The organism is Amycolatopsis sp. AA4 (genome assembly GCF_002796545.1).
GTDB lineage: Bacteria > Actinomycetota > Actinomycetes > Mycobacteriales > Pseudonocardiaceae > Amycolatopsis.
In genome coordinates this window covers 4846787-4869971 of record NZ_CP024894.1, presented here as the reverse complement: position 1 = coordinate 4869971, position 23185 = coordinate 4846787, and the positions used below count along the sequence as shown (strand labels likewise).

At 70.3% G+C, this 23185-nt stretch carries 22 protein-coding genes; 10 read left to right on the top strand and 12 right to left on the bottom strand.

Translation table 11 applies throughout. The features are described 5' to 3' along the window. Nucleotides 1–90: 90 nt before the first annotated feature. Complete coding sequence (locus tag CU254_RS22580; RefSeq protein ID WP_009079645.1) at nt 91–858, top strand: SDR family oxidoreductase; 768 nt, start codon at nt 91–93, stop codon at nt 856–858. A gap of 68 nt (nt 859–926) precedes the next feature. On the opposite strand, the gene CU254_RS22575 is transcribed toward CU254_RS22580, so the two are convergent. The 8 genes from CU254_RS22575 to CU254_RS22540 form a co-directional block, all read right to left on the bottom strand. Then, the gene (locus tag CU254_RS22575) at nt 927–2312 is read right to left on the bottom strand and encodes a beta-N-acetylhexosaminidase (RefSeq protein WP_086024989.1); all 1386 of its coding nucleotides are present in this window, start codon (nt 2310–2312) and stop codon (nt 927–929) included. A 2-nt stretch (nt 2313–2314) separates the two neighbouring features. After that, complete coding sequence (locus CU254_RS22570) at nt 2315–3169, bottom strand: carbohydrate ABC transporter permease (RefSeq protein ID WP_037714502.1); 855 nt, start codon at nt 3167–3169, stop codon at nt 2315–2317. Next, on the bottom strand, nt 3160–4080 hold the full coding sequence (locus tag CU254_RS22565; protein WP_009079638.1) for a carbohydrate ABC transporter permease: 921 nt from the start codon (nt 4078–4080) through the stop codon (nt 3160–3162). Before CU254_RS22565 ends, CU254_RS22570 begins: the two co-directional genes overlap by 10 nt. 3 nt (nt 4081–4083) lie before the next feature. Beyond that, complete coding sequence (locus tag CU254_RS22560) at nt 4084–5367, bottom strand: extracellular solute-binding protein (RefSeq protein ID WP_009079636.1); 1284 nt, start codon at nt 5365–5367, stop codon at nt 4084–4086. A gap of 75 nt (nt 5368–5442) precedes the next feature. Then, on the bottom strand, nt 5443–6576 hold the full coding sequence (locus CU254_RS22555; protein WP_009079634.1) for a lactonase family protein: 1134 nt from the start codon (nt 6574–6576) through the stop codon (nt 5443–5445). 31 nt (nt 6577–6607) lie between these two features. Continuing rightward, on the bottom strand, nt 6608–7999 hold the full coding sequence (locus CU254_RS22550) for a GntP family permease (RefSeq protein ID WP_009079632.1): 1392 nt from the start codon (nt 7997–7999) through the stop codon (nt 6608–6610). Next, nucleotides 7996–9591: an amidohydrolase family protein gene (locus tag CU254_RS22545; protein WP_037714498.1), complete on the bottom strand. Its 1596-nt coding sequence runs from the start codon at nt 9589–9591 to the stop codon at nt 7996–7998. Before CU254_RS22545 ends, CU254_RS22550 begins: the two co-directional genes overlap by 4 nt. Further along, a complete protein-coding gene (locus tag CU254_RS22540) occupies nt 9591–10889 on the bottom strand; it encodes an amino acid deaminase (RefSeq protein ID WP_009079629.1) in 1299 nt (432 codons plus the stop codon). The genes CU254_RS22545 and CU254_RS22540 overlap by 1 nt, the downstream gene beginning before the upstream one ends. Nucleotides 10890–11051: 162 nt before the next feature. Here CU254_RS22540 and CU254_RS22535 point away from each other — a divergent pair, with 162 nt between their 5' ends. From CU254_RS22535 to CU254_RS22525, 3 genes are read left to right on the top strand one after another with little or no spacing between them, the layout of a single operon-like run. Continuing rightward, a complete protein-coding gene (locus CU254_RS22535; protein ID WP_234392884.1) occupies nt 11052–11993 on the top strand; it encodes a sugar kinase in 942 nt (313 codons plus the stop codon). Continuing rightward, nucleotides 11990–12748: an IclR family transcriptional regulator gene (locus tag CU254_RS22530; protein ID WP_009079625.1), complete on the top strand. Its 759-nt coding sequence runs from the start codon at nt 11990–11992 to the stop codon at nt 12746–12748. The genes CU254_RS22535 and CU254_RS22530 overlap by 4 nt, the downstream gene beginning before the upstream one ends. Continuing rightward, the gene (locus tag CU254_RS22525) at nt 12748–13131 is read left to right on the top strand and encodes a RidA family protein (protein ID WP_009079624.1); all 384 of its coding nucleotides are present in this window, start codon (nt 12748–12750) and stop codon (nt 13129–13131) included. Before CU254_RS22530 ends, CU254_RS22525 begins: the two co-directional genes overlap by 1 nt. Nucleotides 13132–13204: 73 nt before the next feature. Here the strand turns inward: CU254_RS22525 and CU254_RS22520 are convergent, their stop codons facing one another. From CU254_RS22520 to CU254_RS22510, 3 genes are all read right to left on the bottom strand, one after another. Then, a complete protein-coding gene (locus CU254_RS22520; RefSeq protein ID WP_009079622.1) occupies nt 13205–14203 on the bottom strand; it encodes a 1-aminocyclopropane-1-carboxylate deaminase in 999 nt (332 codons plus the stop codon). Then, nucleotides 14200–14841: a GntR family transcriptional regulator gene (locus CU254_RS22515; RefSeq protein ID WP_199785955.1), complete on the bottom strand. Its 642-nt coding sequence runs from the start codon at nt 14839–14841 to the stop codon at nt 14200–14202. The genes CU254_RS22520 and CU254_RS22515 overlap by 4 nt, the downstream gene beginning before the upstream one ends. 381 nt (nt 14842–15222) lie before the next feature. Further along, nucleotides 15223–15582, bottom strand: coding sequence for a DUF1844 domain-containing protein (locus CU254_RS22510; protein WP_009079618.1), 360 nt, complete (start codon nt 15580–15582; stop codon nt 15223–15225). A 231-nt stretch (nt 15583–15813) separates the two neighbouring features. Between CU254_RS22510 and infC the strand changes: the two genes are divergently transcribed. The 6 genes from infC to pheT all read left to right on the top strand — a co-directional run bounded on the left by infC (nt 15814) and on the right by pheT (nt 22360). Beyond that, nucleotides 15814–16419, top strand: a complete 606-nt coding sequence (gene infC, locus CU254_RS22505) for a translation initiation factor IF-3 (protein ID WP_009079616.1) — start codon at nt 15814–15816, stop codon at nt 16417–16419. 80 nt (nt 16420–16499) lie between these two features. Beyond that, a complete protein-coding gene (gene rpmI, locus CU254_RS22500) occupies nt 16500–16694 on the top strand; it encodes a 50S ribosomal protein L35 (RefSeq protein ID WP_009079615.1) in 195 nt (64 codons plus the stop codon). Between the two features lie 64 nt (nt 16695–16758). Then, nucleotides 16759–17136 carry a 50S ribosomal protein L20 gene (gene rplT, locus CU254_RS22495; RefSeq protein ID WP_009079612.1) on the top strand — a complete coding sequence of 126 codons (378 nt, stop codon included), beginning with the start codon at nt 16759–16761 and terminating at the stop codon, nt 17134–17136. Nucleotides 17137–17144: 8 nt separating this feature from the next. Next, a complete protein-coding gene (locus CU254_RS22490) occupies nt 17145–17933 on the top strand; it encodes an RNA methyltransferase (protein WP_199786301.1) in 789 nt (262 codons plus the stop codon). An 801-nt stretch (nt 17934–18734) separates the two neighbouring features. Next, on the top strand, nt 18735–19790 hold the full coding sequence (pheS, locus tag CU254_RS22485; RefSeq protein ID WP_009079609.1) for a phenylalanine--tRNA ligase subunit alpha: 1056 nt from the start codon (nt 18735–18737) through the stop codon (nt 19788–19790). Then, the gene (pheT, locus tag CU254_RS22480; RefSeq protein WP_009079608.1) at nt 19790–22360 is read left to right on the top strand and encodes a phenylalanine--tRNA ligase subunit beta; all 2571 of its coding nucleotides are present in this window, start codon (nt 19790–19792) and stop codon (nt 22358–22360) included. The genes pheS and pheT overlap by 1 nt, the downstream gene beginning before the upstream one ends. 106 nt (nt 22361–22466) lie before the next feature. On the opposite strand, the gene CU254_RS22475 is transcribed toward pheT, so the two are convergent. Beyond that, nucleotides 22467–23153, bottom strand: coding sequence for a DNA alkylation repair protein (locus CU254_RS22475; protein WP_009079607.1), 687 nt, complete (start codon nt 23151–23153; stop codon nt 22467–22469). Nucleotides 23154–23185: the final 32 nt, after the last annotated feature.

Genomic DNA, 23185 nt, shown 5'->3' with positions numbered 1-23185 from the left:
GACCGGCACCGTCAGCGCTTCGTGCGCGCCCGGTAAGCGGACCCCTCGAAAGTGTGGACATCGAAGTTCACCACTCAAGGGGAGCAAGAAATGACGAAGAAGATCGCCCTGGTCACCGGCGGCGGCAAGGGCATCGGCCGGGCCATCGCGCAGCGGCTGGCGAACGACGGCGCGCTGGTCGCCGTGCACTACGGCAGCGACGAAGCGGCGGCCAAGGAGACCGTCGCGGCGATTGAGGCAAGCGGTGGGCAGGCGTTCGCGGTGCAGGCGACGCTGGGGGTCGACGGGGACGCGAAGACGCTGGTCGAGCGTCTGTCTGCGGAGCTGCGCGAACGCACCGGCGAGGCCGCGCTCGACATCCTGGTCAACAACGCGGCGACCGGCGCGGGCTCGATCACCACAGCGACGCCGGAGGAGTTCGACCGGGTGTTCGCGGTGAACGTCAAGGCGCCGTTTTTCTTGGTGCAGCAACTGTTGCCGGTGTTGCGGGACGGCGGCCGGATTGTCAACATCTCGTCGGCGGACACGCGCATCGCGCTGCCGTTCGAGCTGGCGTACAGCATGACGAAGGGCGCGCTCGACGTGTTCACCCGCAGTCTGGCGCAGGAGCTCGGCCAGCGGGGGATCACGGTGAACGGCGTGGCTCCCGGCCCGACGCCGACCGACCGCACCGCGCACATGTTCGCCGACGAGCGGATGCGCGCGGGGACGGCGGCCGCGTCCGCGCTCCGACGGGTCGCTGAGGCGGCCGATATCGCCGACGTGGTCGCGTTCTTGGCCTCGGCGGACTCGCGCTGGGTCACCGGACAGGTCGTCGACGCTACCGGTGGAACCTTCCTCGGCCCGGCTGGCGTATAACGACCTATACGGCTCGGCTTCGGGCACACCGAAGCCGAGCCGCTTCGCGGAGACAGAAACCGCAGGGATCAGCGCGGGCGGCCCGGTGCGTCCGGCCGGGTCTGCCACGGACGCGGCCCGTCCAACGGCCGGTACTCCACGCCGAGCGCGTCCAGCCGCGGCAGGTGATGGTCGCGCAGCCGGGGCAGGAATTCCGCGTAGTCGCGCGGTCCGCTGCTCCACGCGACCTCGGCGAACGCCGACAGCCGCGGGAAGGCCGCGTAATCCGTCCGCCGCACGGTGTCCAGGTGCTCGGACCACAGCTGCGCCTGGATCCCGCGCACCCCCGGTCCGGACTCGGGCTCGAATCCGTAGAAATGCTCGAGATCCTGCAGGTACCCGACCGGGATCGGTTCGTCCGGGTGGTCGCTCTGCCGGTGGTCGAGGTACACGCCGTCCTCGGGGCAGAGCACCACCTCGTGGCCGCCCTTCAGCGCCAGCGCGGCGCGTTCGCGGTCCTGCCACACGCCGATCACCATGGCCGGCAGGTCGCCGCCGTCGAGGACCTCGTCCCAGCCCATCGGCGTGCGGCCGCGCGCGACGAGATGGTCGGCGATCGCCCGGACGAACCGGTGGTGTGCCTCGGTGCCGCCGGGCACCTCGTCGCCGCCGAGGGCGATCACCGGGGACGGGAAGAGGTCCAGCACGTGGTCGAAGACTTTCCGGAAGAAGTCCAAAGTGGACTCGGACGGATGCAGCAGCGAGGTGCTGATTCCCCAGGAAGTCCAGACCTCCCAAGGGGTTTCGCTGGGCGGACCGAGTTCCGGGTAGGCCGTGATGGCGGCTCGGGCGTGCCCGGGAATGTCCACTTCGGGCACCACGGTGATCGCCCGGGTCGCCGCGTAGGCCACGATCTCGCGCAGATCGTCCACCGTGTAGTAACCGCCGTGTGGGCGGCCGTCGCGTTCCGGGCCGTCGTGCCTGCCGACCATCGACGATTTCCGCCAGCCGCCGACGGACGTGAGCCGGGGGCACTCCGGCGTTTCGATCCGCCAGCCCTGGTCGTCGGTGAGGTGCAAGTTCAGCACGTTCAGCTTGTGCGCGGCCAGCAGATCGACGAACCGGAGCACCTCGGCTTTCGTCCGGAAATGCCGGGCCACGTCGTAAAGGCAGCCGCGCCAGGCGAAACGCGGATAGTCGGTGACCGTCCCGCACGGCAGCTCGACCGGTCCATGATGGATCGGCACGGCACGGAACGCGTCCGGACCGGCCAGCTGGCGCAGGGTCTGGCGGCCGTAGAACTCGCCCGCGGCGTCGGCTGCTTCGAGCGCGACGCCGTCGGGCGCGATCGTGAGCCGGTAGCCCTCGGCGGGGAGATCCGCGGTCCGCACCTCCACCGGAGCGGGCCACGGACAGGTGCCGGGCGCGGGTTCCGCGGACACCGGACGGGGGAGGAGAGCGGCGAAACCGGACATGGTCATCCCTTCACGGCCCCGGCCGTCCCGCCGACGAGCTTCCGTTGCACCAGCACGAAAAACACCAGCACCGGAATGGTCATCAGGGTGGACGAGGCCATCACGGCGCCCCAGTCGGTGTCCTCCGGTTTGAAGAACACCAGGATCGCCTGCGGCAGAGTCTGGTTCTCGGTCTTGGAGATGATGAACGTCTTGGCGAACAGGAAGTCGTTCCACGCGTGGATGAACGCGAGCACGCTCACCGCCACGAGCCCGGGGGCGACGAGCGGGAACAGGATCTGCCAGGTGAACCGCATCCGCGACGCACCGTCCAAAGTGGCCGCTTCCTCGAGTTCGGCGGGCACCGCGGCGACGAACCCGCGCAGCATCCAGATCGCGAACGGCAGGCTGAACGCCAGGTGCACCAGCACGAGCGAGCCCAGTTCGTTGAGCCCGAACGCGGGCACCGTGCCGCCGACCGAGCGCATCAGGAAGAACAGCGGGATGGTCAAGGCTTCCACCGGCACCATCTGCGCCACCAGCAGCATCACCAGCAGCACTCCGCGGCCACGGAACCGGAAGCGCGTGAGCGCCACCGCGGACAGGAACGAGAACACCAGGGACAGCAGCACCACGACGACCGCGACCACGAGGCTGTTCAGGAAGTACCGGCCGAATCCGGACACCGTGAGCACTCGCTGGAAACTGTCCAGCGAGGGCGCGAACGTCCACGGTTTCGGGTGTGCGGACTGGATTTCGCCGGCCGGTTTGAACGCCGACAGCACCATCCAGTACAGCGGGAACGCGACGATCCCGGCGATCACCACGGTCACGATTTCGGCGACGAGCCGCGCGGGGCGGCGGACTTTCACAGCCATGCGGCACTCCGGCGCTGGGACCGGACGTACAGCCCGGTGATCGACAGCAGCAGCAAGGTCATCACGACCCCGATGGCCGAGCCGAGCCCGTACTCCTGCCCGGCGAACGCCTGCTGGTAGGCGTAGACGTTGAGGATCAGGTTCCGCCCGGCGATGCCGCCGCCGTTGGTCATCACGTAGATCTGGGTGAACACCTTGAAGTCCCAGATGATCGACTGCACGGTCGCGATGGTCAGCAGCGGCCGCACCGCGGGCAGGACCACCGACCACGAGGTGCGCCAGACCGACGCGCCGTCGAGCGCGGCGGCCTCCAGCGTCTCCTTCGGCACCCCGCTGATCCCGGCGTACATAGTGACCATGACGAACGGGAACGAGCACCAGATCACCTCGGCGGCGACCAGCCCGAACGTGCCGAAGGTGCCGAACGCCCAGGAATGGTGCTCCATCCCGCTGAACCCGAGGCCCGCGAGCACCTCGTTGACCAGGCCGAAATCGGTGTCGAAGAGGAACAGCCAGACGTACGAGCCGGCGATCGCCGGGGTCGCCCACGCGCCGAGCGCCGCCAGGAACAGCAGCGTGCGCGGGAACGCGCGGACCCGGCTCGCCAGCACGGCCAGCGCCGTGCCGACGACCAGGCTGCCGACGACGCAGGCGGCGGCGAACCCGACCGTCTTGCCCAGCACCGTCCAGAACTGGACGTCGGCGAGCAGGGCGGCGTAGTTGTCGAGGCCGAGGAACACCAGCGGGGCCGCGCCCGCCGCCTGCGGCTGGCCGTAGTCGTAGAGCGAGATCACGACCAGCTGGTAGATCGGGTACACCAGCAGCGCGCCGAGCAGGATCCCGGCGGGCAGCAGGTAGCGAAGGGCCGCGCGGCCGTCGCGGCGGACGGTCGCGGAACGGACTGCGGCCACGGGTCAGCCGAAGTTCTTGTTCATCGCCGCGGCCGCGTCGGCCAGCGCGGCGTTCGCGTCCTTGCCGCCGGTGGCGATCTGCTGCACGGCGGTGGGCAGGACGTTCTGGCTGTCGATCTTGGACCAAGCCGGGGTGCTCGGCACGAACTTCGTGCCCGCGCTGAGCGTGTCCACGAAGGCCTTCAGCGTCGGGTCGCTGGCGGCGAGCTTCTTCTGCACCGACGCGAGGGTGGGCAGGTTGCCCATCGCCGCGTACATCTTCTCCTGGTACTTGATGCCGGCCAGCAGTTCGGCGAACTGCACCGCGAGACCGTGGCGCTGGCTCGCGCCGAACACGCCGAGCAGGTTGCCGCCGGCGAACGCGGGCGCGACCGAACCCGGGGTCGTGCCGGGCAGCGGCATGATCGCGTACTTGCCCTTCACCGCGCCCTTTTCGACGGCCTTGCGGTTGAAGTCGCCGCCGATCACCATGCCCGCTTTCCCGCCGGCGAACGCGGTGACGCTCTGCGTCCCGGTGAGGTTGGCGCAGGCGGCGGGCGGGCAGATGTCGTCCTTGATCAGGTTCGCGTACGCGGCGACCCCGGCCTTGGCCTGCGGTGAGTCCACAGTGGACGTCCACTTGCCGTTGTCCTGTTTGGCCAGGTCGCCGCCGTTGGCCCAGATGAACGGCAGCATCGCGTAGGTGTATTTGCCGCCGGTGGCGATGCCGTACAGGTCGGGCTTCTTCTCGCGGATCTTTCGCGCGTCGTCGGTCAGTTCGGCCAGCGTCGCCGGCGGCTTGAGGCCGAGTTCGGCGAACACGTCGGTGCGGTAGTACAACGCGCGGATGCCGGTGTACCAGGGAATGCCGTAGATCTTGCCGTTCGCCTTCGCGGTGTCCACCACCGACGGCAGCAGGTCCTTGCCGTCCGACCAGTTCGAGAGGTCCTTGGTCAGGTCGGACAGCGCGCCGGTCTGCGCGTAGCTGGAGACGTCGGTGTTGCCGAACTCGGCGACGTCGGGGGCGTTGGACGGGTCGTTGAACGCGCCGGAGAACTTGTCGGCGCGGCCTTCGACCGGGACCCACTGCACGTCGACCTTCACCCCGGCGTGACTGGCCTCGAATTCGGTGATCGCTTCCTTGACCGCGGCCTCCTTCGGGGCGCGGTTGGCTTCGTCGAACAGCCAGACCCGCAGCGTGCCGTCGGTCTGGTTTCCGCCGGCGGCGGCCGGTCCGGATTGGGTGGGCGCGCACGCGGCGAGCAACGCCAGCGCGGCGGCGACGGGCAGGACAGAACGCAGCTTCATCGATGACTCCTGTCGCGGGGACCGGTCGGAGACCGGGAAAGACGGGGCTGTGCGGCGTGCCAGCCCCGGTTTTTCTCAGACGAAGAAGACAGAGTTGACGTTCGGGACGGCGAGCGAACCCGCCGACTTGCCGGGCAGGCCGGTGGCCGGGTCGCGCGGCAGCCAAGCGATGGTGCCGGAGCGCTGGTTGGAGACGTAGAACCACTTCTCGTCCGGGTCCAGCGCGAGATGCCGCGGCCAGTTGCCGCCGGACGGCGCCGAGGAGACCAAGGTGAGCTTGGCTCCGCCGTCGGCGACGGTGAAGGTGGCGATGGTGTTGGGGCCGCGGACGGTGGCGTAGACGAACTTCCCGTCGCGCGACACAGTGATCTCGCCGGGGAACAGTTCGCCGGTGCTGCCCGGCGGGACCGCGGGCACCACGGCGATCGGCTTGAACGTGCCGGTGGCGGCGTCCCAGCTGGCGACCGTGACCTCCGGCCGCAGTTCCTGGGCGACGTAAGCGAATTTGCCGTTCGGGTGGAACGCGAGGTGCCGCGGTCCCGCACCGGCCGGGAGGGTGATCTGCTTGTGCAGCTTCAGCTTTCCCTTGGCGGTGTCGAACGAGTAGACGTACACCGAGTCGGTGCCGAGGTCGACCGCGAGCACCCACTTGCCGGACGGATCGGTGACCACCTGGTGCGCGTGCGGCTCCTTGCCCTGGTGCTGCTGGAGGTCGGTGGCCGCGCCGAGCTTGCCGCCGGGCTTGATCGGCAGCACCACGACGCTGCCGGAGTCGTAATTGGCGGCCAGCACGTACTTCTGGCTCGGGTGCACCGAAAGATGCGTGGGCGAACCGCCCTTCGAGGACACCGACCCGAGCAGCTTCGGCCGGGCCGGGTCGGAGATGTCCAGCGCGGACACCGTGCCGGTCTCCGCGCCTTCGTTTTCGTTGGTGACGTACAGGATCCGGCCGTCGCGAGTCCGGTCGAACCAGGAGACGTCGGTGAGCTTTCCGACCGTGCGCACCGGCGTGAGCGCGGGGCTGCCCGCCGCTCGCTCGGTGACGTCCAGTCCGTGGCCGGCCGGCGCGCTGTTGGTGTAGCTGCCCACGTACACCGTCGTGGCCGCGCGCGGACGGGGCGCTGCCGTGGCGAGCTGTGCGCCCGCCACGGCGGCGGCCCCGGCCGCGCCGACCGCTCCGACGAACGTGCGACGGGAAATCTCGGTCATCGAATACCCCCGGAACGTGTGCCGATGTGGTTCAGACCAATGCCATCGCCAATGCTGCCACACCGAAACCGCTCAGGGAAAGGACTGTTTCCAAAGCCGTCCAGGTTTTCAGCGTCTGGGTCACGGTGAGGCCGAAATACCGCGACACGATCCAGAATCCGCCGTCGTTCACGTGCGAGGCGATGATCGACCCGGCCGAGATCGCGACCACCAGAAGGGCCAATTGTGCTTGCGAATAATGCAGTTCCATCACCGTGGGCGCGACGATGCCGCTCGTGGTCACGATCGCGACCGTCGCGGAACCCTGGGCGATGCGCATGCCGCAGCTGATGATGTAGGCCGCCAGCAGCACCGGAAGCCCGGCGTCGCCCAGCGAACCGGCGACCGCCTTGCCGATGCCGGTGGCGGACAGCACCGCGCCGAAGAACGAACCCGCGCCGACCACGAGGAGAATCATCGCGACCGGGCGCAGCGCGCTGGCGGAAAGCTGGGCCAGGTCCGCGCCGCTCATCCCGCGGCGGCGGCCGAGCAGCCACGACGCGAGCAGGGTCGCGATGGTCAGCGCGATGGCGGGCGTGCCGAGGAACGCCGCGATACCGGCGCCGGTGGAGCCCTTGGGCAGCAGGATGCTGCCGAACGTGCCCACGAGGATCAGCACCAGCGGCACCGCGATGATCCCGCTGACCAGCTTGAGCGACGGCGCGGGGCCTTCCTGCTCTCCGTCTTCCCCGGCGAGCTGCGCGAAGTCCTCGGCCAGCGGCACGTTCACGCGCTTGCCGATCCACGTCGAGTACAGGATGCCGCCGATGAACCAGGCCGGGATGCCGCAGACCGCGCCCATCAGGATCAGCCAGCCGAGATCGACGTGCAGCAGCCCGGCCGCGGCGACCGGACCCGGGTGCGGCGGGATGAAGGCGTGCGTGATGGAAAGCCCGGCCAGCAACGGCATCGCGTACAGCACGATCGACCGGCCGCCCTGTTTCGCCGCCGCGTAAACCAGCGGCGCGAGCACGAAAATGCCGATGTCGAAGAACACCGGAATGCCGAAGATCAGCCCGGAAAGCCCCATCGCGAGCGGTGCGCGTTTCTCGCCGAACGTCCGCAGCAATGCCGAGGTGAGCACGCGCGCGCCGCCGGATTTCTCCAGGATCGAACCGAGCAGCGTGCCCAGCCCGATGATCGCCGCGATGTGCCCGAGAATGCTGCCGAAGCCCTTCTCCAGCAGCGAATCGGACGTCTTCTGCGCGGTGCCGACCAGGGTGCCGACCGGCACGCCCGCGGCCAGCGCGGTGAGCAGGCCCACCACGATCAAGGCGATGAACGGTTCGACCTTCACCTTGATGATGAGGAAAAGCAGCACCGCGATGGACACCGCGGCCAGCGTGAGCAGACCGGCCGTGCTGGTCTGCAGCCAGTGAATCATCGTCGACTCCCGGGATGGCGAAGGGAATGCCCGGCGAGCGCGCCGGTGGGGGACCCGTCTTCGAGCGCGGCGACGCCGTTGACGAAGACGTGGGAGAGACCCGCGGCGGGCTGCCGAGGGTTGTCGAACGTCGCGGTGTCGGCGACCGTGTCCGGGTCGAACAGCACCAGATCGGCTGCGAAACCGGGACGGACGAGGCCCCGGTCGGACAGCCCCAGCCGCCGTGCCGCGCGCCCGGTGAGGTGCGCGACGCAGTCGGCCAGTTCGAGAACGCCCAGTTCGCGGACGTAGCGGGCGAGGTACCGCGGGAAGGTGCCCCAGGCCCGGGGATGCGGCCGCGCGCCGACCAGCAGGCCGTCCGAGCCGCCGGTGTGCGTGCGGTGCCGCATGATGGCTTGCACGTTCTCCTCGTGCCCCACGTGCATGAGGCAGGACGTGCCGAGCTTTTCGTCGATCAGCGTGTCGAAATACAGGTCTGCCGGGGGTTTCCCGGCGGCGCGCGCGGAGGCGAGGACGCTGTGTCCCACCAACGCGGCGTTTTCCTCGCGGCGGACACCGTTGATTTCGATGGCGTCCCAATCGATGGGCACGCCGTGCGCACCGTCCGAACCGGACTCTTCGATCTCGGCGCGGATGCGTTCGTGAGTGTCCGGATCGGACAGCCGGGCGAGCGTCGGCTCCAGACCGCCTTCGGTGGACCAGCTCGGCAGCAGCGCGGACAGATAGGTCGCGCCGGGCAGGTACGGGTAGGTGTCGAGCGTGATGTCGCAGCCGTCGTCGAGCGCGTTGTCCAGCAGCCGCAGCAGATCCGGCGCTTTGCCCTTGTTGACCGAGAAGTTCATCGTCGCGTGCGCGAGGTGCAGCGGACAGCCGGAGTGCCGGGAGACGTCGACCATCTCCGCGAACGCCTCCAGCGCGCCCGCGCCGTAGCTGCGGTGGTGCGGGCTGTAGTAGCCGCCGCGCTCGCCGACCACGCGGCACAGCTCGACCAGTTCCTCGGTGGTCGCGTACATCCCGGGCGTGTAGGTGAGCCCGGACGACAGCCCGAACGCGCCTTCCTCCAACCCGGTCGCGATCAGTTCCTGCATTCGCGCCAGCTCAGTGTCGGTGGCGGGCCGGTCTTCCCAGCCCACCACCAGCATCCGCACCGTGCCCTGCGGGACGAGGTACGCGGCGTTCGTCGCGATGCCCTGGTCGAGCCGGTCCAGGTATTCGCCGACCGAACGCCAGTTCCAGTCGAAGCCCGCCGGGTCGTCGTTCCATCCGGCCAGCTGCTGGCGCAGGCTCGCGAGCACCTCGTCGTCGACCGGCGCGTAGGACAGGCCGTCCTGGCCCAGCACCTCGGTGGTCACGCCCTGGCTGATCTTCGCCAGGTGCTCCGGGTTGGCGAGCACCTGCAGGTCGGAATGCGAGTGCATGTCGACGAAGCCGGGGGAGAGGACCAGCCCGGTCGCGTCGAGCACGCGCGGCGCGGTCAGCTCTCCCGGCGCTGCGACGTCGGCGATGCGGTCGCCGGCGATCCCGACGTCGCGGATTTCCAGCGGGGCCCCGGTTCCGTCGGCGACTCGGGCGCCGCGGATCACGAGATCCATCAGAACCACGTCCGCACGAAATCGACCACCGTCTCGCCGTCGGCATCCACGACCGGCAGCAGCGACCACTTGTCGAACGTCGTGCACGGATGCGACAACCCGAGTCGCACCCAGTCACCGACCTCGACCGGCGAGCCTTCGGGCAGTTCGAGGAACGCGTGCTGGTCGTTGAGCTTCAGGACGGCGTGCCCGGTCAGTTCGGTGACCACGCCGTCCTTGCGCAGCAGCTGCGGCTCCGGCATGCCTTCGTCGTACGGCAGATCGCGCTTGCCCGCGGTGAGCAGCGCCAGCTCCGGCGTCGGCTTCGACGTGACCTGCGCCCACGCGTGCAGCGCCGGACGGAAGCTGTCGACGCCCGCGATGCGCGGGTGTTCGCCGAGCGGCGAGATCTCGCGGTAGAAGCCGTCGTCGTGGGTCAGGTACGCGCCGCTGCGCAGGATCGGGACCACTTCGAGACCGTCCGGCCACGGCTTGGTCAGCTCGTCCACGACGCGGTCGAAGTACGCGCTGCCGCCCGCGGTGACGTACACCGGACCGTCGGCGAGCAAACCCTTTTCCGCGAAGGTGATCGTCGCGTCGCGCAGAGTGTCCACATAGGAACTGATCTTCGCCAGCGCCGCTTCGTCGGTGTGGTGCGAGAGCGCACCTTCGTAGCCGCCCGTGCCCCTTAGCCGCAGCACTGGGCTCTTCGCCGCGGCCTCGGCAACGGCAAGCGCGGTCGCGGCGTCGCGGACACCGGTGCGGCCGCCTTCGCCGCCCAGTTCCACCAGCACGTCGACCGGCCGCTCGGCGCCGGCGAGCGCTTCGGTCATCAGCTCGACGCTGCGCACCGAGTCGACCCAGCAGACGAACTCGAAGTCCGGATCCGCCGCCAGCTCGCCGGCGAGCCAGCGCAGCGCGGACGGGTCCACGAGCTGGTTCGCCAGCAGGATCCGCGGCACGCCGAACGCGCGGTAGATCCGCACGTGCCCGGCGTTCGCCGCGGTGATGCCCCACGAGCCGTGCTCCAGCTGCCGCGCGAACAGCTCCGGAGCCATCGTCGTCTTGCCGTGCGGCGCGAGCGCGATCCCGCGTTCGGCGCACCAGCGGGCCATGGTGGCGAGGTTGTGCTCCAGCGCGTCCGCGTCGAGCACCACGAACGGACCGAAGAAGCCGTCGTCGAAGAGCTTCGCGCGGCGGGCCGCGGCTTCGTCGAGCGTGAGCCCGGACAGGGCCGGGGGGAGGGCGCGGAAGCGCCAGTCGATCCGTTCGCCGCGCCCGGCTCGGACGGCGGCGGTGAGAGCGGCGTTGCTGTTCATCTGGGACCTCGGTTGCGTATCTTGCAACGGACGTTGCGCAAAATGCGTTGCCTAGGTGTAGCATCCGGGTGGCCACAGGTCAACGGGGAAGGAACGTCAGTGACCAGCAGTCCGACAGCGTCGCCTGGAATACCGCCTGAAGTGCTCTGCATCGGCGAGTCGATGGCGTTGTTCGTGCCCGCCGAACCCGGCCCGCCGGACGAGGTGCGCACCTGGCTGCGCACCGTCGGCGGCGCGGAGTCGAACGTCGCGTGCCACCTGCCCGCCCTCGGCGTGCGCAGCGGTTGGGTGAGCGCGGTCGGCGACGACCCGTTCGGCCGCGCGCTCGTCCGTGAGATCGCGGCGGCGGGCGTGGACGTCCGCGGCGTCGTGGTCGACCCGACCCGCCCGACCGGGCTGTATGTCAAGGAAAGCGGCGCGGGCGGCAGTCCGGTCCGCTACTACCGCACGGGGTCCGCCGCGTCCGGCATGGGCCCGGAGCTGGTGTCCACATTGGACTTCTCCGGCGTTCGCGTGCTGCACCTTTCCGGGATCACGCCCGCGCTTTCGGACAGCTGCCTCGCCCTCGTCCGCGCACTGCTCGACCGTCCGCGCGGCGACCTGCTCGTGTCCTTCGACGTCAACCACCGCCCCGCGCTGTGGACCGGACGCGACCAGTCGGTCCTCGCCGAACTCGCCGGGAAGGCCGATCTGGTGCTGACCGGCGACGACGAGGCCGAACGTGTGTGGGGCACCGGCGATCCGGCAGAGCTGCGCGCCCTCCTGCCCGGCCCGCGCACGCTGGTGGTCAAGCACGGCGAACGCGGCGCGACTCTTGTCGAGGGCGCGGCCGAACCACTTTTTTCGCCCGCGCTCCGGGTGGACGTTGTCGAGCCGGTCGGCGCGGGCGACGCCTTCGCGGCTGGCTTCCTGGCCGCGACATTGCGCGGAGCCGACCCGTTGACGAGGCTCCGGCGCGGGCACCTGCAAGCTGCCGCGACCCTGTTGACTCAAGACGACGTCGGCGTGCCGCTGGCCGAGGCCGTCGTGACGGAACTGGTGCGGGCGGACGCCGACAGCTGGGGTTCGGTCCGGCTCACCGGAGAGGGAGTGGTGGCCACGTGAGCCAAAGTCTCGACCGCGCGCTGACACTGCTGAGCGGCCTCGCCCGCGGGGGCAAGACACTCGACGAACTGGCCGAAGAGATCGGCGTGCACAAGACGACCGTGCTGCGGCTCCTGCGCACCCTCGAAGCGCACCATTTCGTGCGCCGCGAAGGGACCCGGCACTACCGGCTCGGCAGCGCGCTTTTCGACCTCGCCAACCAGGCGCTGGAAGACCGCGACGTCCGGCGCAGCGCGCACGACGCGCTGGCCGCGCTGAACTCGCGCACCGGGCACACCGTGCACTTGGCGTCCTATGAGGACGGTGAGGTGGTGTACATCGACAAGTTCGAGGGACACCACGCGGTCCGGATGTATTCGCGGGTCGGCAAACGCGCGCCGCTGCACTGCACCGCGGTCGGCAAGGTGCTGGTCGCGGCGATGCCGAGGGCGAAACGCGAGGAGATCGCCCGCTCGATCGACTACGTGGTGCTCACCGCCAACACGATCACCACGCCCGAGGCGTATCTGGCCGAGCTGGACCAGGTCGCTGAGCGCGGGTACGCCGTGGACAACGCCGAGCACGAGGACTTCATCCACTGCATTTCCGCGCCGGTGCGCGGCGCGGGCGGCGAAGTGCTCGCCGCGGCCTCTATGTCGGTGCCGAAAGTCCTGCTTGACTATGAAGGGCTGCTGGCGCTCGTGCCCGAGCTGCTGGCCGCCGCCGAAGAAGCTTCCGTCCACAGTGGATGGACGGGGAACGGAAAGGGGCAATGATGGGCAAGACGGCGATCACCAGCGAGAACGCGCCGAAGCCGCCGGCGAACTTCTCGCAGGCCGTCCGCAAGGGGAACATCCTGCAGATCGCCGGCTCGGTCGCGTTCGACCCGGCCACCGGCGCGATCGTCGGCGACGACATCGCGAGCCAGACCCGGCAGGTGTTCAAGAACCTGACCGCGCTGCTCGAAGAAGCGGGCTCGAGCTTCGCGGACGCGGTGATGGTGCGCGTGTACCTCACCGACACCAGCCACTTCGCCGCGTTCAACGAGGTCTACAACGAACTGATCGGCGAAGCCCCGTACGCGGCCCGCACCACGGTGTACGTCGGGCTGCCCGCCGGGCTGCTCGTCGAGATCGACGTGCTCGCGGTCCTCGACTGACGGTGCTCGTGGTCCGTGAAGGGCTCCTTGAGGGAATCAGATTCCCCCAAGGAGCCCTTCACGGACAGTCAGGTCAGCCGAGCACGCTCGTGTACGCGTTGATCGCGGGTTGGCCGCCGAGGTGCGCGTACAGCACGTTCGAGTCCTTCGCGATCTCGCCGGTGCGCACGAGATCGATCAGCCCGGCCATCGACTTGCCCTCGTACACCGGGTCGGTGATCATGCCTTCCAGCCGCGCGGCGGTCCGGATCGCGTCGAGCGTCCGCTCGTCCGGAATCCCGTAGACGCCCGCGTGGTAACGCTCGTCGAGTTCTGGTTCTTCGACCGGCCCGGCCTCGATCAGCTCCGCCGTGCGCTTCGCGATCCGCCCGATCTGCTCGCGCGTCTCCTCAGGCTTCGCCGACGCGTCGATCCCCAGGATCCGCCGCGGCTTCCCGCTTACGGCCGCGCCGGCGATCATCCCCGCCTGCGTGCTGCCGGTGACCGAGCACACCACGACGGTGTCGAAGAAAACGCCGAGTTCGCGTTCCTGCTCTTCCAGTTCCAGCACCCAGTTCGCGAACCCGAGGCCGCCGAGCCGGTGGTCCGAGGCCCCGGCCGGGATCGCGTACGGCGTGCCGCCGTTCTCCTCGACCTCCGCCAGCGCGCGCTCCCAGCTTTCCTTGAAGCCGATGCCGAACCCGGCGTCGACGAGCCGGACGTCCGCGCCGAGGATGCGCGACAGCTGGATGTTGCCGACCTTGTCGTGCAGCGGATCGTTCCAGTCGACCCAGCTTTCCTGCACCAGCACGGCTTTCATCCCGGCCCGCGCCGCCGCGGCCGCGACCTGCCGCGTGTGGTTCGACTGGACGCCGCCGATCGAGACGAGCGTGTCCGCGCCCTTGGCGAGCGCGTCGGCGACGAGGTATTCGAGCTTGCGCGTCTTGTTGCCGCCGTAGGCGAGGCCGGAGTTGAGGTCCTCGCGCTTGGCCCAGACGGCCGCGCCGCCGAGGTGTTCGGTCAGCCGCTCCAGCCGGTGCACCGGGGAAGGCCCGACGAGCAACGGGAAACGGGGGAAATCAACCAGGGTCACGCGTCCTCCAGGAGGGCTTCGAGGTCGGTCCAAATCGTTGAAGTGAGCTGCGCGGCGGCCGCTTCGTCGCCGGCTTCGAGCGCGGCGATGAGTTCCTCGTGCCGGGCGACCGAACGATGCGCGGGCAGCGAGCTGAACCGCGCGTATTCGAGCCGGCGCAGCAACGGCGTGTACCGGTCGAGCGTCGCCGCGACCGCCCGGTTGCCGCACGCGCGCACCGGGATGTCGTGCAGTTCGTCGTCCGCTTCGATCGCCTTGCCGACGTCTCCCTCGGCGACGGCCGCGCGGAACCGGTCGTTGGCCTCGCGCATTTCCGCGAACTGCCGCGGGCCGAGCCGGGCTTCGCGCACGGCCAGCTCGTGCAACGCCCGGACGAGCCGCACCGCGTCGCGAACGTCGCCCGCGTCGAACTCGGCGACCCTCGTGTAGCTCTGCGGCTTCGACACGACCAGCCGGTCCTCGGCCAGCCGCAGCAACGCCTGCCGGACCGGGGCGCGGGACAACCCGAGCTGCTCGGCGAGGTCGGCGTCGCGCAGGGGAGTGCCCGGCGGGAGGCTGCCGTCGATGATGGCGTGCCGGATCCGCTCGTACGCCTCGTCGCGCAGCAGCGGCCGGGAGACCTTGGGGAGTGCACTCACATCTAACATGTTAGATGTCGGCGGTCGGCGGGGGCAACCACTCGGAGCCGCTGAGATCCGCTGGTTCCCCTGGGGCTCCGTTCGGGCGGCTGTGCTGTGTCCGGGTTTCCTCGGCGGCCGTAGAAGTCCGTGAAGGACTCCTTGAGGGAATCCAATTCCCTCAAGGAGTCCTTCACGACCGCTGGTCCCCGCGGGGTCTCTCGCGACCAGCCGCCGGTTCGGGAGGGTCGCCTTCGCGGACTCTGATTCCTCAGGGCGGCCTGCACCGGCTTTCGGGGAAGCGGGTCGGCGGCCCGGGTCGCTGTGTCCGTTTCTCCGAAACGGCGAAGACCCGCCCGGCGATGCCGCGGGACGGGTCTTCGGACAGCTCTCGGAGGCGGGTCAGTAAACCGGCCCGGTGTACTTCTCGCCCGGCCCCTGGCCCGGCGGGTCCGGCACGACCGACGCCTCGCGGAACGCCTTCTGCAGCGACTGCAGCCCGTCGCGAAGGGGCCCGGCGTGCAGGCCGAGGTACTCGGCGGAGGCGGTCACGAGCCCGGCGAGCGCGGTGATGAGGCGGCGCGCCTCGTCGAGGTCGCGGTGCGGCGAGTTCTCCGGGTCGGCGTGGGAGAGGCCGAGGCGTTCGGCCCCCGCGGACAGCAGCATGACGGCGGCGCGGCTGATCACCTCGACGCTCGGGATCTCCTCGAGCCTGCGGTCGTCGGGGGAATACGGGGGCGGTGGCGAAGGTTGTTCAGACACGTCTGGTACCCTTCCATGTGCGACCAGCTCCCGAGCGATCGGGGGCGGCAAGTGGAGCCCCGCTCCCACCCGCGTCACCGCCTGAGGTGTCCGGGTCCGGTCTCGCCGAAGTGGTGCACTGCCGTCCGGGCAGCGTACTGCGGAGGCGAAGCGTTCGGCCGTCCGGCCGGGCGCGATCGGAGACAGAGCGGGCCCCGTGCACCGGCAGCAGCCGGCGACGGGGCCTGAATCGTGTGGGCACCAGGTCGAACGAGAAAACATCACTCGGACCAAGGAGGCCCCATCAGCTCCGAGACACGCATCAACGACCGCATCCGGGTGCCGGAAGTCCGGCTCGTCGGCCCCAACGGCGAGCAGGTCGGCATCGTCCGGATCGAGGATGCACTGCGGCTGGCGCAGGAGGCGGACCTCGACCTCGTCGAGGTGGCCCCGCAGGCCCGCCCGCCGGTGGCCAAGCTCATGGACTTCGGCAAGTTCAAGTACGAGAGCGCCCAGAAGGCCCGCGACTCCCGCCGCAACCAGCATCTGACCGTCATCAAGGAACAGAAGCTGCGGCCGAAGATCGACCAGCACGACTACGAGACCAAGAAGGGTCACGTGTCGCGGTTCCTGGCGGCGGGCAACAAGGTCAAGGTCACGATCATGTTCCGCGGTCGCGAGCAGTCCCGGCCGGAGCTCGGCTTCCGGCTCCTGCAGAAGCTCGCCGACGACGTCACCGAGCTCGGCTTCGTGGAATCGTCGCCGAAGCAGGACGGACGCAACATGATCATGGTGCTGGCCCCGCACAAGAACGTGAAGCCGAAGGCCGCGAAGGCCGAACCGGCTCCCGAGGCGTAGCGCGCCCCGGCGCCGACCAGCACAGTCAGCGGCACACCGGGTTTTCCGGTGTGCCGCCGCACGGAAGAGGACGAACAACCATGCCGAAGATGAAGACGCACAAGGGCACGTCGAAGCGGGTCCGCATCACCGGTTCGGGCAAGCTGCGCCGCCAGAAGGCCGGCCGCCGCCACCTGATGGAGAAGAAGTCCAACCGCCTCACCCGTCGTCTCGAGGGCACCACCGAGGTCGCCCAGAACGACGTCAGCCGAGTGAAGCGCCTGCTCGGCCGCTGAGGCCCGCACCCTTTCCCGACCACCCCGGGGTCCCCGCACCCCCCGAATTCGACAGGATGGACCAGTGGCACGCGTCAAGCGGGCGGTCAACGCCCAGAAGAAGCGTCGCGCGACTCTCGAACTGGCCAGCGGTTACCGCGGCCAGCGTTCGCGGCTGTACCGCAAGGCCAAGGAGCAGACGCTCCACTCGCTCAACTACGCCTACCGCGACCGCCGCGCGCGCAAGGGTGACTTCCGCCAGCTGTGGATCACCCGCATCAACGCGGCCGCTCGCGCCAACGGCGTCACCTACAACCGGTTCATCCAGGGCCTGAAGGCCGCCGGTGTCGAGGTGGACCGCAAGATCCTCGCGGACCTCGCGGTCAACGACGCCGCCGCCTTCACCGCGCTCGCCGAGCTCGCCAAGGCGAACGTCACGACCGGCGAAGCGAAGTCGGCCTGACCGGCAGCATTTTCCGGCCCGGGGCGGATCCGTTCACCGAACGGACCCCCCGGGTCGTTGCTGCGCGCAAACTGACCCGGCGCGCAGAACGAGAGAAAACCGGCCGTTTCCTGGCCGAAGGGGTCAACGCGGTCACGTCGGCCCTGGCGCACGGCACGGTCCACGAACTCTTCGTGACCGAACGCGCCGCCGCCGCGCACCCGTCCTTGGTCGAAGCGGCCCCCCGCGTGTCGCCGATCACCGAACGCGCCGCCGCGGGCCTGTCGGAAACCGTGACCCCGCAAGGCATCGTCGCGGTCTGCTCGCTGGTCGACCGTCCACTGGAGACAGTTCTCGCCTCGGCCCGCCTGGTCGTGGTCCTGGTCGACGTCGCCGAACCCGGCAACGCGGGCACCGTGATCCGGGTAGCCGACGCCGCCGGCGCCGACGCGGTCGTCCTGGCCGGCGACACGGTCGACCCGCACAACGGAAAAAGCGTCCGCGCCGCCGCGGGATCGACGTTCCACGTCCCGCTGGCCCGCGCCCGCAACATCCCGGCAGTCCTGACCGCCCTCCGTGCGGCGGGCCTGCGCACCCTCGCCGCCCACGGTTACGCGTCGGCCTCGCTGGAGACCGTGCGCTTCGGAGACCCGGTGGCGTGGATCTTCGGCAACGAGGCACACGGCCTGCCCGAGGACGTCCTCTCGTCGGTCGACGAAGCAGTCCGGATCCCGTTGTACGGCAAGGCGGAAAGCCTCAACCTGGCCACCGCCGCCGCGGTCTGCGTCTACACCGCTGCGATGGCCGCGCACCGCTGATCCGGCTGGTTCTCCGGCACGCCTGCCGGACCGGCGGCCACCCCAACTGACGGCTCCCTGCATGGATACGCGCCACCCGGGTTCGCCGGTCGCGTCTCGCTCGGAGAGGATCCGCTGTGGTCCGGGCCAGGGCTTCGAGCTGATCGTCGAAGACCTCCCGGCATTGCCGGTCCCGCCGCGCGATGCGATGGCCCCGCAAGGTGGTGGCGCTGGCGGCCCCCGTTGCAAGGCAGCCGCGCATCTTCGATGGCTTCCGGCTGCTGCCACACCGGCTGGCTGACGCGGACCAGGACGCCTGGCTTCCCCCGCCGTCGGGGTTCCGCCTTGTCACTGCAGAAAGCCGCACCGGGAGAGGGTTTTCGGGCGCGCCGGGCTTGGTGTCGTCGGCACTCGCCGAATCACCGCCCACCCTCGGCCGCCGAACGAGCCGCACCGCGCTTCCCGCCCGTCGATCCTCACACTCCGCGGTCCTCTCGCCGATCACTTCGGGCGTCGTCCAGCCCAGCGCAGTCCGTCACGCGCAACGGCACCCATCCCAGCCCTCCTTCGCAGGCACCCGGAAGCGCCTTCGCCGCAAGCCGGTCGCGCGGCAGCACTCACCTGATTCGCTGACCACCGTTCGGGTCCTCGGCGACGGTCGGTCGTGATCACGGGGCGGATCCGGCGCGGGCGCTCCGGAAGCGGAGGGTGAGCGGCCAGGCCCGGCACCCGATCCCCTAGACTGAGCTGCCCGATGTGCACGTGCGGCGGCATGCCCGCGTGCCGCCGACAACACCAGTCCCAGCGGGACGCCGAGGAGTCATGTCCGGAGCCACAGAACAGCCGGTCGACGTGCTCGCACCGGAGACCCTGCGCGCGGCGATCAAGGCGGCCGAGGACGCCTTCGCCGGCGCGGCCGACCTGGACGCGCTCGCCGCCGTCAAACCGGCCCATCTCGGGGACCAGTCGCCGGTGCTGCTGGCGCGCCGCGAGATCGCCGCGCTGCCGAAGCAGGAGAAGGCCGACGCGGGCAAGCGCGTCAACGAGGCCCGCCAGGCGGTGCAGTCCGCGTTCGACGCGCGCCGCGCCGCGTTGCAGGCCGAGCGCGACGAGCGCGTGCTCCGCGAGGAGGCCGTCGACGTCACGCTGCCGTGGGACCAGGTCCCGCGCGGAGCCCGGCACCCGATCAGCACGCTGTCCGAGCGCATCGCCGACGTCTTCGTCGCCATGGGCTACGAGGTCGCCGAAGGGCCCGAGCTCGAGGCGGAGTGGTTCAATTTCGACGCGCTCAACTTCGGCAAGGACCACCCGGCGCGCCAGTTGCAGGACACGTTCTACGTCGGCGAGGAAGGCTCCGGCTTGGTGCTGCGCACGCACACCTCGCCGGTGCAGGCCCGCAGCCTGCTGCACCGCGACCTGCCGGTGTACGTCGTGTGCCCGGGCCGCACCTACCGCACCGACGAACTCGATTCCACGCACACGCCGGTGTTCACCCAGGTCGAGGGCCTCGCCGTCGACAAGGGCCTCACCATGGCGCACCTCAAGGGCACGCTCGACGCGTTCGCCCGCGCGATGTTCGGCGAGAGCTCCAAGACGCGGCTGCGCCCGCACTTCTTCCCGTTCACCGAGCCGTCGGCGGAGGTCGACGTCTGGTTCGAGGAGAAGAAGGGCGGCCCCGGCTGGGTCGAATGGGGCGGCTGCGGCATGGTCAACCCGAACGTCCTGCGCGCGTGCGGCGTCGACCCGGAGGTCTACTCCGGCTTCGCGTTCGGCATGGGCATCGAGCGGACCCTGCAGTTCCGCAACGGCATCCCGGACATGCGCGACATGGTCGAAGGCGACGTCCGGTTCACCCTTCCCTTCGGAACGGAGGCGTAGTGCGAGTCCCGGTGAGCTGGCTGACCGAGCATCTCGAGGTGGATGCCGACGTCACGCCGCAGGACCTGGCCGACGCCTTCGTGCGGATCGGGATCGAGGTCGACGAGCTGAGCGAGCTCGGCCCGGTGACCGGCCCGCTCGTGGTCGGCCGCGTCGCGGAGATCGAGGAGCTGACCGGCTTCAAGAAGCCGGTGCGGTTCTGCCGCGTCGAGGTCGGCGAGGAACCCGACCCGGAGCCCGACGACGCGGAACTGTCCGAAGAGGACGAAGACGAGGACGACGGCCCGCTCGAGAACGAGGGCCCGCACGGCATCAAGACGCGCGGCATCGTCTGCGGCGCGAGCAACTTCGCCGAGGGCGACCTCGTCGTGGTCGCCCTGCCGGGCGTGGTCCTGCCGGGCGATTTCGAGATCGCCGCGCGCAAGACGTACGGCAAGATCAGCGACGGCATGATCTGCTCGGCGGCCGAACTCGGCCTCGGCGACGACCACAGCGGCATCCTCGTGCTGCCGCCGGGCACCGCGAGCCCGGGCGACGACGCGAAGGAACTGCTCGGCCTAGACGACACCGTCATCGAGGTCACGCCGACCCCGGACCGCGGCTACGCGTTGTCGATCCGCGGCCTGGCGCGCGAACTGTCGAACGCGCTCGACGTGCCCTTCGGCGACCCGGCGATGCTCGACAACTTCCCGGAAGCCGAGGGCGAGGCGTGGCCGGTCCGGGTCGAGGACCCCGAGGGCTGCCCGCGGTTCGTGCTCCGCCGCGTCACCGGTCTCGACGCGACCGCGCCGACGCCGTGGCGGATCCGCCGCCGCCTGATGCTGGCCGGCATCCGGTCCATCTCGCTCGCGGTCGACGTCACCAACTACGTCATGCTCGAACTCGGCCACCCGCTGCACGCGTTCGCGACCGGCTCCATCCAGGGCGACCTGGTGGTCCGCCGCGCGAAGGCGGGGGAGAAGCTCACGACGCTCGACGACGTGGAGCGCACCCTCGACGCGGACGACATCGTGATCGCCGACGACAGCGGCGTCATCTCCCTCGCCGGCACGATGGGCGGCGCCAGCACGGAGATCACGCCGGAGAGCACGGACGTGCTTCTCGAGGCGGCGCACTGGAACCCGGCGTCGATCAGCCGCACCGCGCGCCGGCACAAGCTGTTCTCCGAGGCGGCGAAGCGGTTCGAGCGCTACACCGACCCGGCGCTGTGCGCGGCCGCGGTGGAACTCGCCGCGCGGCTGCTGCGCCAGTACGGCGACGGCGCGATCCGCCCGGGCCGCACCGACGTCGGCGGCGTCGCCCCGCACGCCCCGGTCACCATGCCGATCAACCTGCCCGACCAGGTCGCCGGCGTCCGCTACGAACGCGGCGTCACGGTCCGGCGGCTCGGCCAGATCGGCTGCAAGGTCCAGCTCAGCACGAGCGACCAGGGCGTCGGCCTCGTGACCGCGACCCCGCCGAGCTGGCGCGGCGACCTCGTGCAGCCCGCCGACCTCGTCGAGGAGGTCCTGCGGCTCGAGGGCTACGACAGCATCCCGTCGGTCCTGCCCGCCGCGCCCGCGGGCCGCGGTCTCACCGACGTGCAGCGCCGCCGCCGCGCGGTGTCCGGCGCGCTCGCCGAGGCGGGCTACGTCGAGGTGCGCCCGTTCCCGTTCATCGGCGACGCGGTGTGGGACGCCTTCGGCCTGCCCGAGGACGACATCCGCCGCACCACCGTGCGCGTGCGTAACCCGCTCGAAGCCGACCACGACCGGATGGCGACCACCCTCCTGCCGGGCCTGCTGGAGACGTTGCAGCGCAACGTTTCCCGCGGCCTGAAGGACGTGTCGCTGTTCCACGTCGGCCAGGTCGTGCTGCCGAAGCCGAACCAGCTCAAGGTCCCGGACCTCGGCGTCGAGCACCGCCCGAGCGACGAGGACCTCGCCGTGCTGGAGGCCGCCGTGCCCGCGCAGCCGGTGCACGTCGCCGTCGTCCTCAGCGGCCAGCGCCCGCGCGCCGGCTGGTGGGGCAAGGGCGACCAGGCCGGCTGGGCCGACGCCGTGCAGGCCGCGCGCCTGGTGGCCGAGGCCTCCGGCGTGCAGCTCACGGTGCAGGCCGCCGACCTGCTGCCCTGGCATCCGGGCCGCTGCGCCCAGCTGCGCGTGGGCGACTGGCCGGTCGGCCACGCGGGCGAACTGCACCCGAAGGTCGTCGAGGCCCTCGGCCTGCCGCCGCGCACGGTCGCCATGGAACTCGACCTGGACGCGATCCCGCTGCCCGACTCCCGTCCGGCGCCCAACATCTCGGCCTACCCGCCGGTGCTGCTGGACGTCGCCCTGGTCGCCGGCACGGACGTCCCGTCCGCCGACCTCGCCGACGTGCTCCGCGAAGGCGCCGGCGAACTGCTCGAGGAGATCACCCTCTTCGACGTCTACACCGGCGAGCAGCTCGGCGAAGGCAAGCGTTCCCTGGCGTACAAGCTCCGCTTCCGCGCCGCGGACCGCACCCTCACCGTCGACGAGGCCACCAAGGCCCGCGACGCCGCGGTCGCCGCCGCCGGCGAGCGCTTCGGAGCGACGCTCCGCGCCTGATCCGATGCTGTCCCCGCCCCGCGCTCCGGCCACCGGCCGGTCAGCCGGGGCGGGGGAGCGCTGGTGTCATGGCATCCCTCCTTTCTGGTGCCGCGATTTCACTTCACTAGAGGTGCTTCATCGCCTCCCGGGTGGACAACGGGGACAGCCCCGGGTGCGCCCGGACGAACGCGCGGACCCACTCCGGCTCGGCACGCGCGTGATCCCGCAACGCCCAGCCGATCCCCTTGCGCAGAAAGAAATCCCGATCGTCGAGGTTCGCCTCGATCGCGTCCGCGAGCAGCTTCTGGTCCACCTCGCCCTTCGCGCTGACCTGACAGATCACGGCCGTTCGCCGGCGCCAGCGATCGGCGTCTGTCATCCAACGCCGCAGAACCGGCGTGACCGCCGCCCGGTGCTCGCGCAGGATAGGCCCGACCCGGCGGATCGCGACCTCGTCGACGTAGTCCCACCACGCCCCGGTGACGATCAGCTCGTCGTACATCTCCAGCAGCTCCGGGTCCTGCCACTGTCGATAGGCGCGGTGCCCCGAGAGGTCGATCGCCGCGTACCGCTCCTCGCGATACTCCGCCTCCCGCCACAACGCGAGCACGGTCTCGGCGTACGTCACTCGATCGGGCAAAACATGCTCGGCCAGAACCGCCTTCATGAGCTTGCCGCGCGGCGGTTTCGGCACGCCGCGGAACGGCATCGCGGACTTCATGTACGCCTGCATTTCCGCTGCTTTGACCGGGTCCGCCAGCTCGGCCAGCCCGGTTCGGACCGCCGTGCGCAACGCTTCGCCCGCCTCCATCGAGGACCACCTCCGTCGTCTCGGATCCCGAC

What these genes read in the sequence shown, in the direction of transcription:
- CU254_RS22550 (WP_009079632.1), bottom strand. Translation starts at nt 7,999, where the DNA reads ATGATTCACTGGCTGCAGACCAGCACGGCCGGTCTGCTCACGCTGGCC.
- CU254_RS22560 (WP_009079636.1), bottom strand. Translation starts at nt 5,367, where the DNA reads ATGAAGCTGCGTTCTGTCCTGCCCGTCGCCGCCGCGCTGGCGTTGCTC.
- CU254_RS22580 (WP_009079645.1), top strand. Translation starts at nt 91, where the DNA reads ATGACGAAGAAGATCGCCCTGGTCACCGGCGGCGGCAAGGGCATCGGC.
- rpmI (WP_009079615.1), top strand. Translation starts at nt 16,500, where the DNA reads ATGCCGAAGATGAAGACGCACAAGGGCACGTCGAAGCGGGTCCGCATC.
- CU254_RS22525 (WP_009079624.1), top strand. Translation starts at nt 12,748, where the DNA reads ATGGGCAAGACGGCGATCACCAGCGAGAACGCGCCGAAGCCGCCGGCG.
- pheS (WP_009079609.1), top strand. Translation starts at nt 18,735, where the DNA reads ATGTCCGGAGCCACAGAACAGCCGGTCGACGTGCTCGCACCGGAGACC.
- CU254_RS22570 (WP_037714502.1), bottom strand. Translation starts at nt 3,169, where the DNA reads ATGGCTGTGAAAGTCCGCCGCCCCGCGCGGCTCGTCGCCGAAATCGTG.
- CU254_RS22540 (WP_009079629.1), bottom strand. Translation starts at nt 10,889, where the DNA reads ATGAACAGCAACGCCGCTCTCACCGCCGCCGTCCGAGCCGGGCGCGGC.
- CU254_RS22575 (WP_086024989.1), bottom strand. Translation starts at nt 2,312, where the DNA reads ATGTCCGGTTTCGCCGCTCTCCTCCCCCGTCCGGTGTCCGCGGAACCC.
- CU254_RS22475 (WP_009079607.1), bottom strand. Translation starts at nt 23,153, where the DNA reads ATGGAGGCGGGCGAAGCGTTGCGCACGGCGGTCCGAACCGGGCTGGCC.
- CU254_RS22555 (WP_009079634.1), bottom strand. Translation starts at nt 6,576, where the DNA reads ATGACCGAGATTTCCCGTCGCACGTTCGTCGGAGCGGTCGGCGCGGCC.
- CU254_RS22545 (WP_037714498.1), bottom strand. Translation starts at nt 9,591, where the DNA reads ATGGATCTCGTGATCCGCGGCGCCCGAGTCGCCGACGGAACCGGGGCC.
- CU254_RS22535 (WP_234392884.1), top strand. Translation starts at nt 11,052, where the DNA reads ATGGCGTTGTTCGTGCCCGCCGAACCCGGCCCGCCGGACGAGGTGCGC.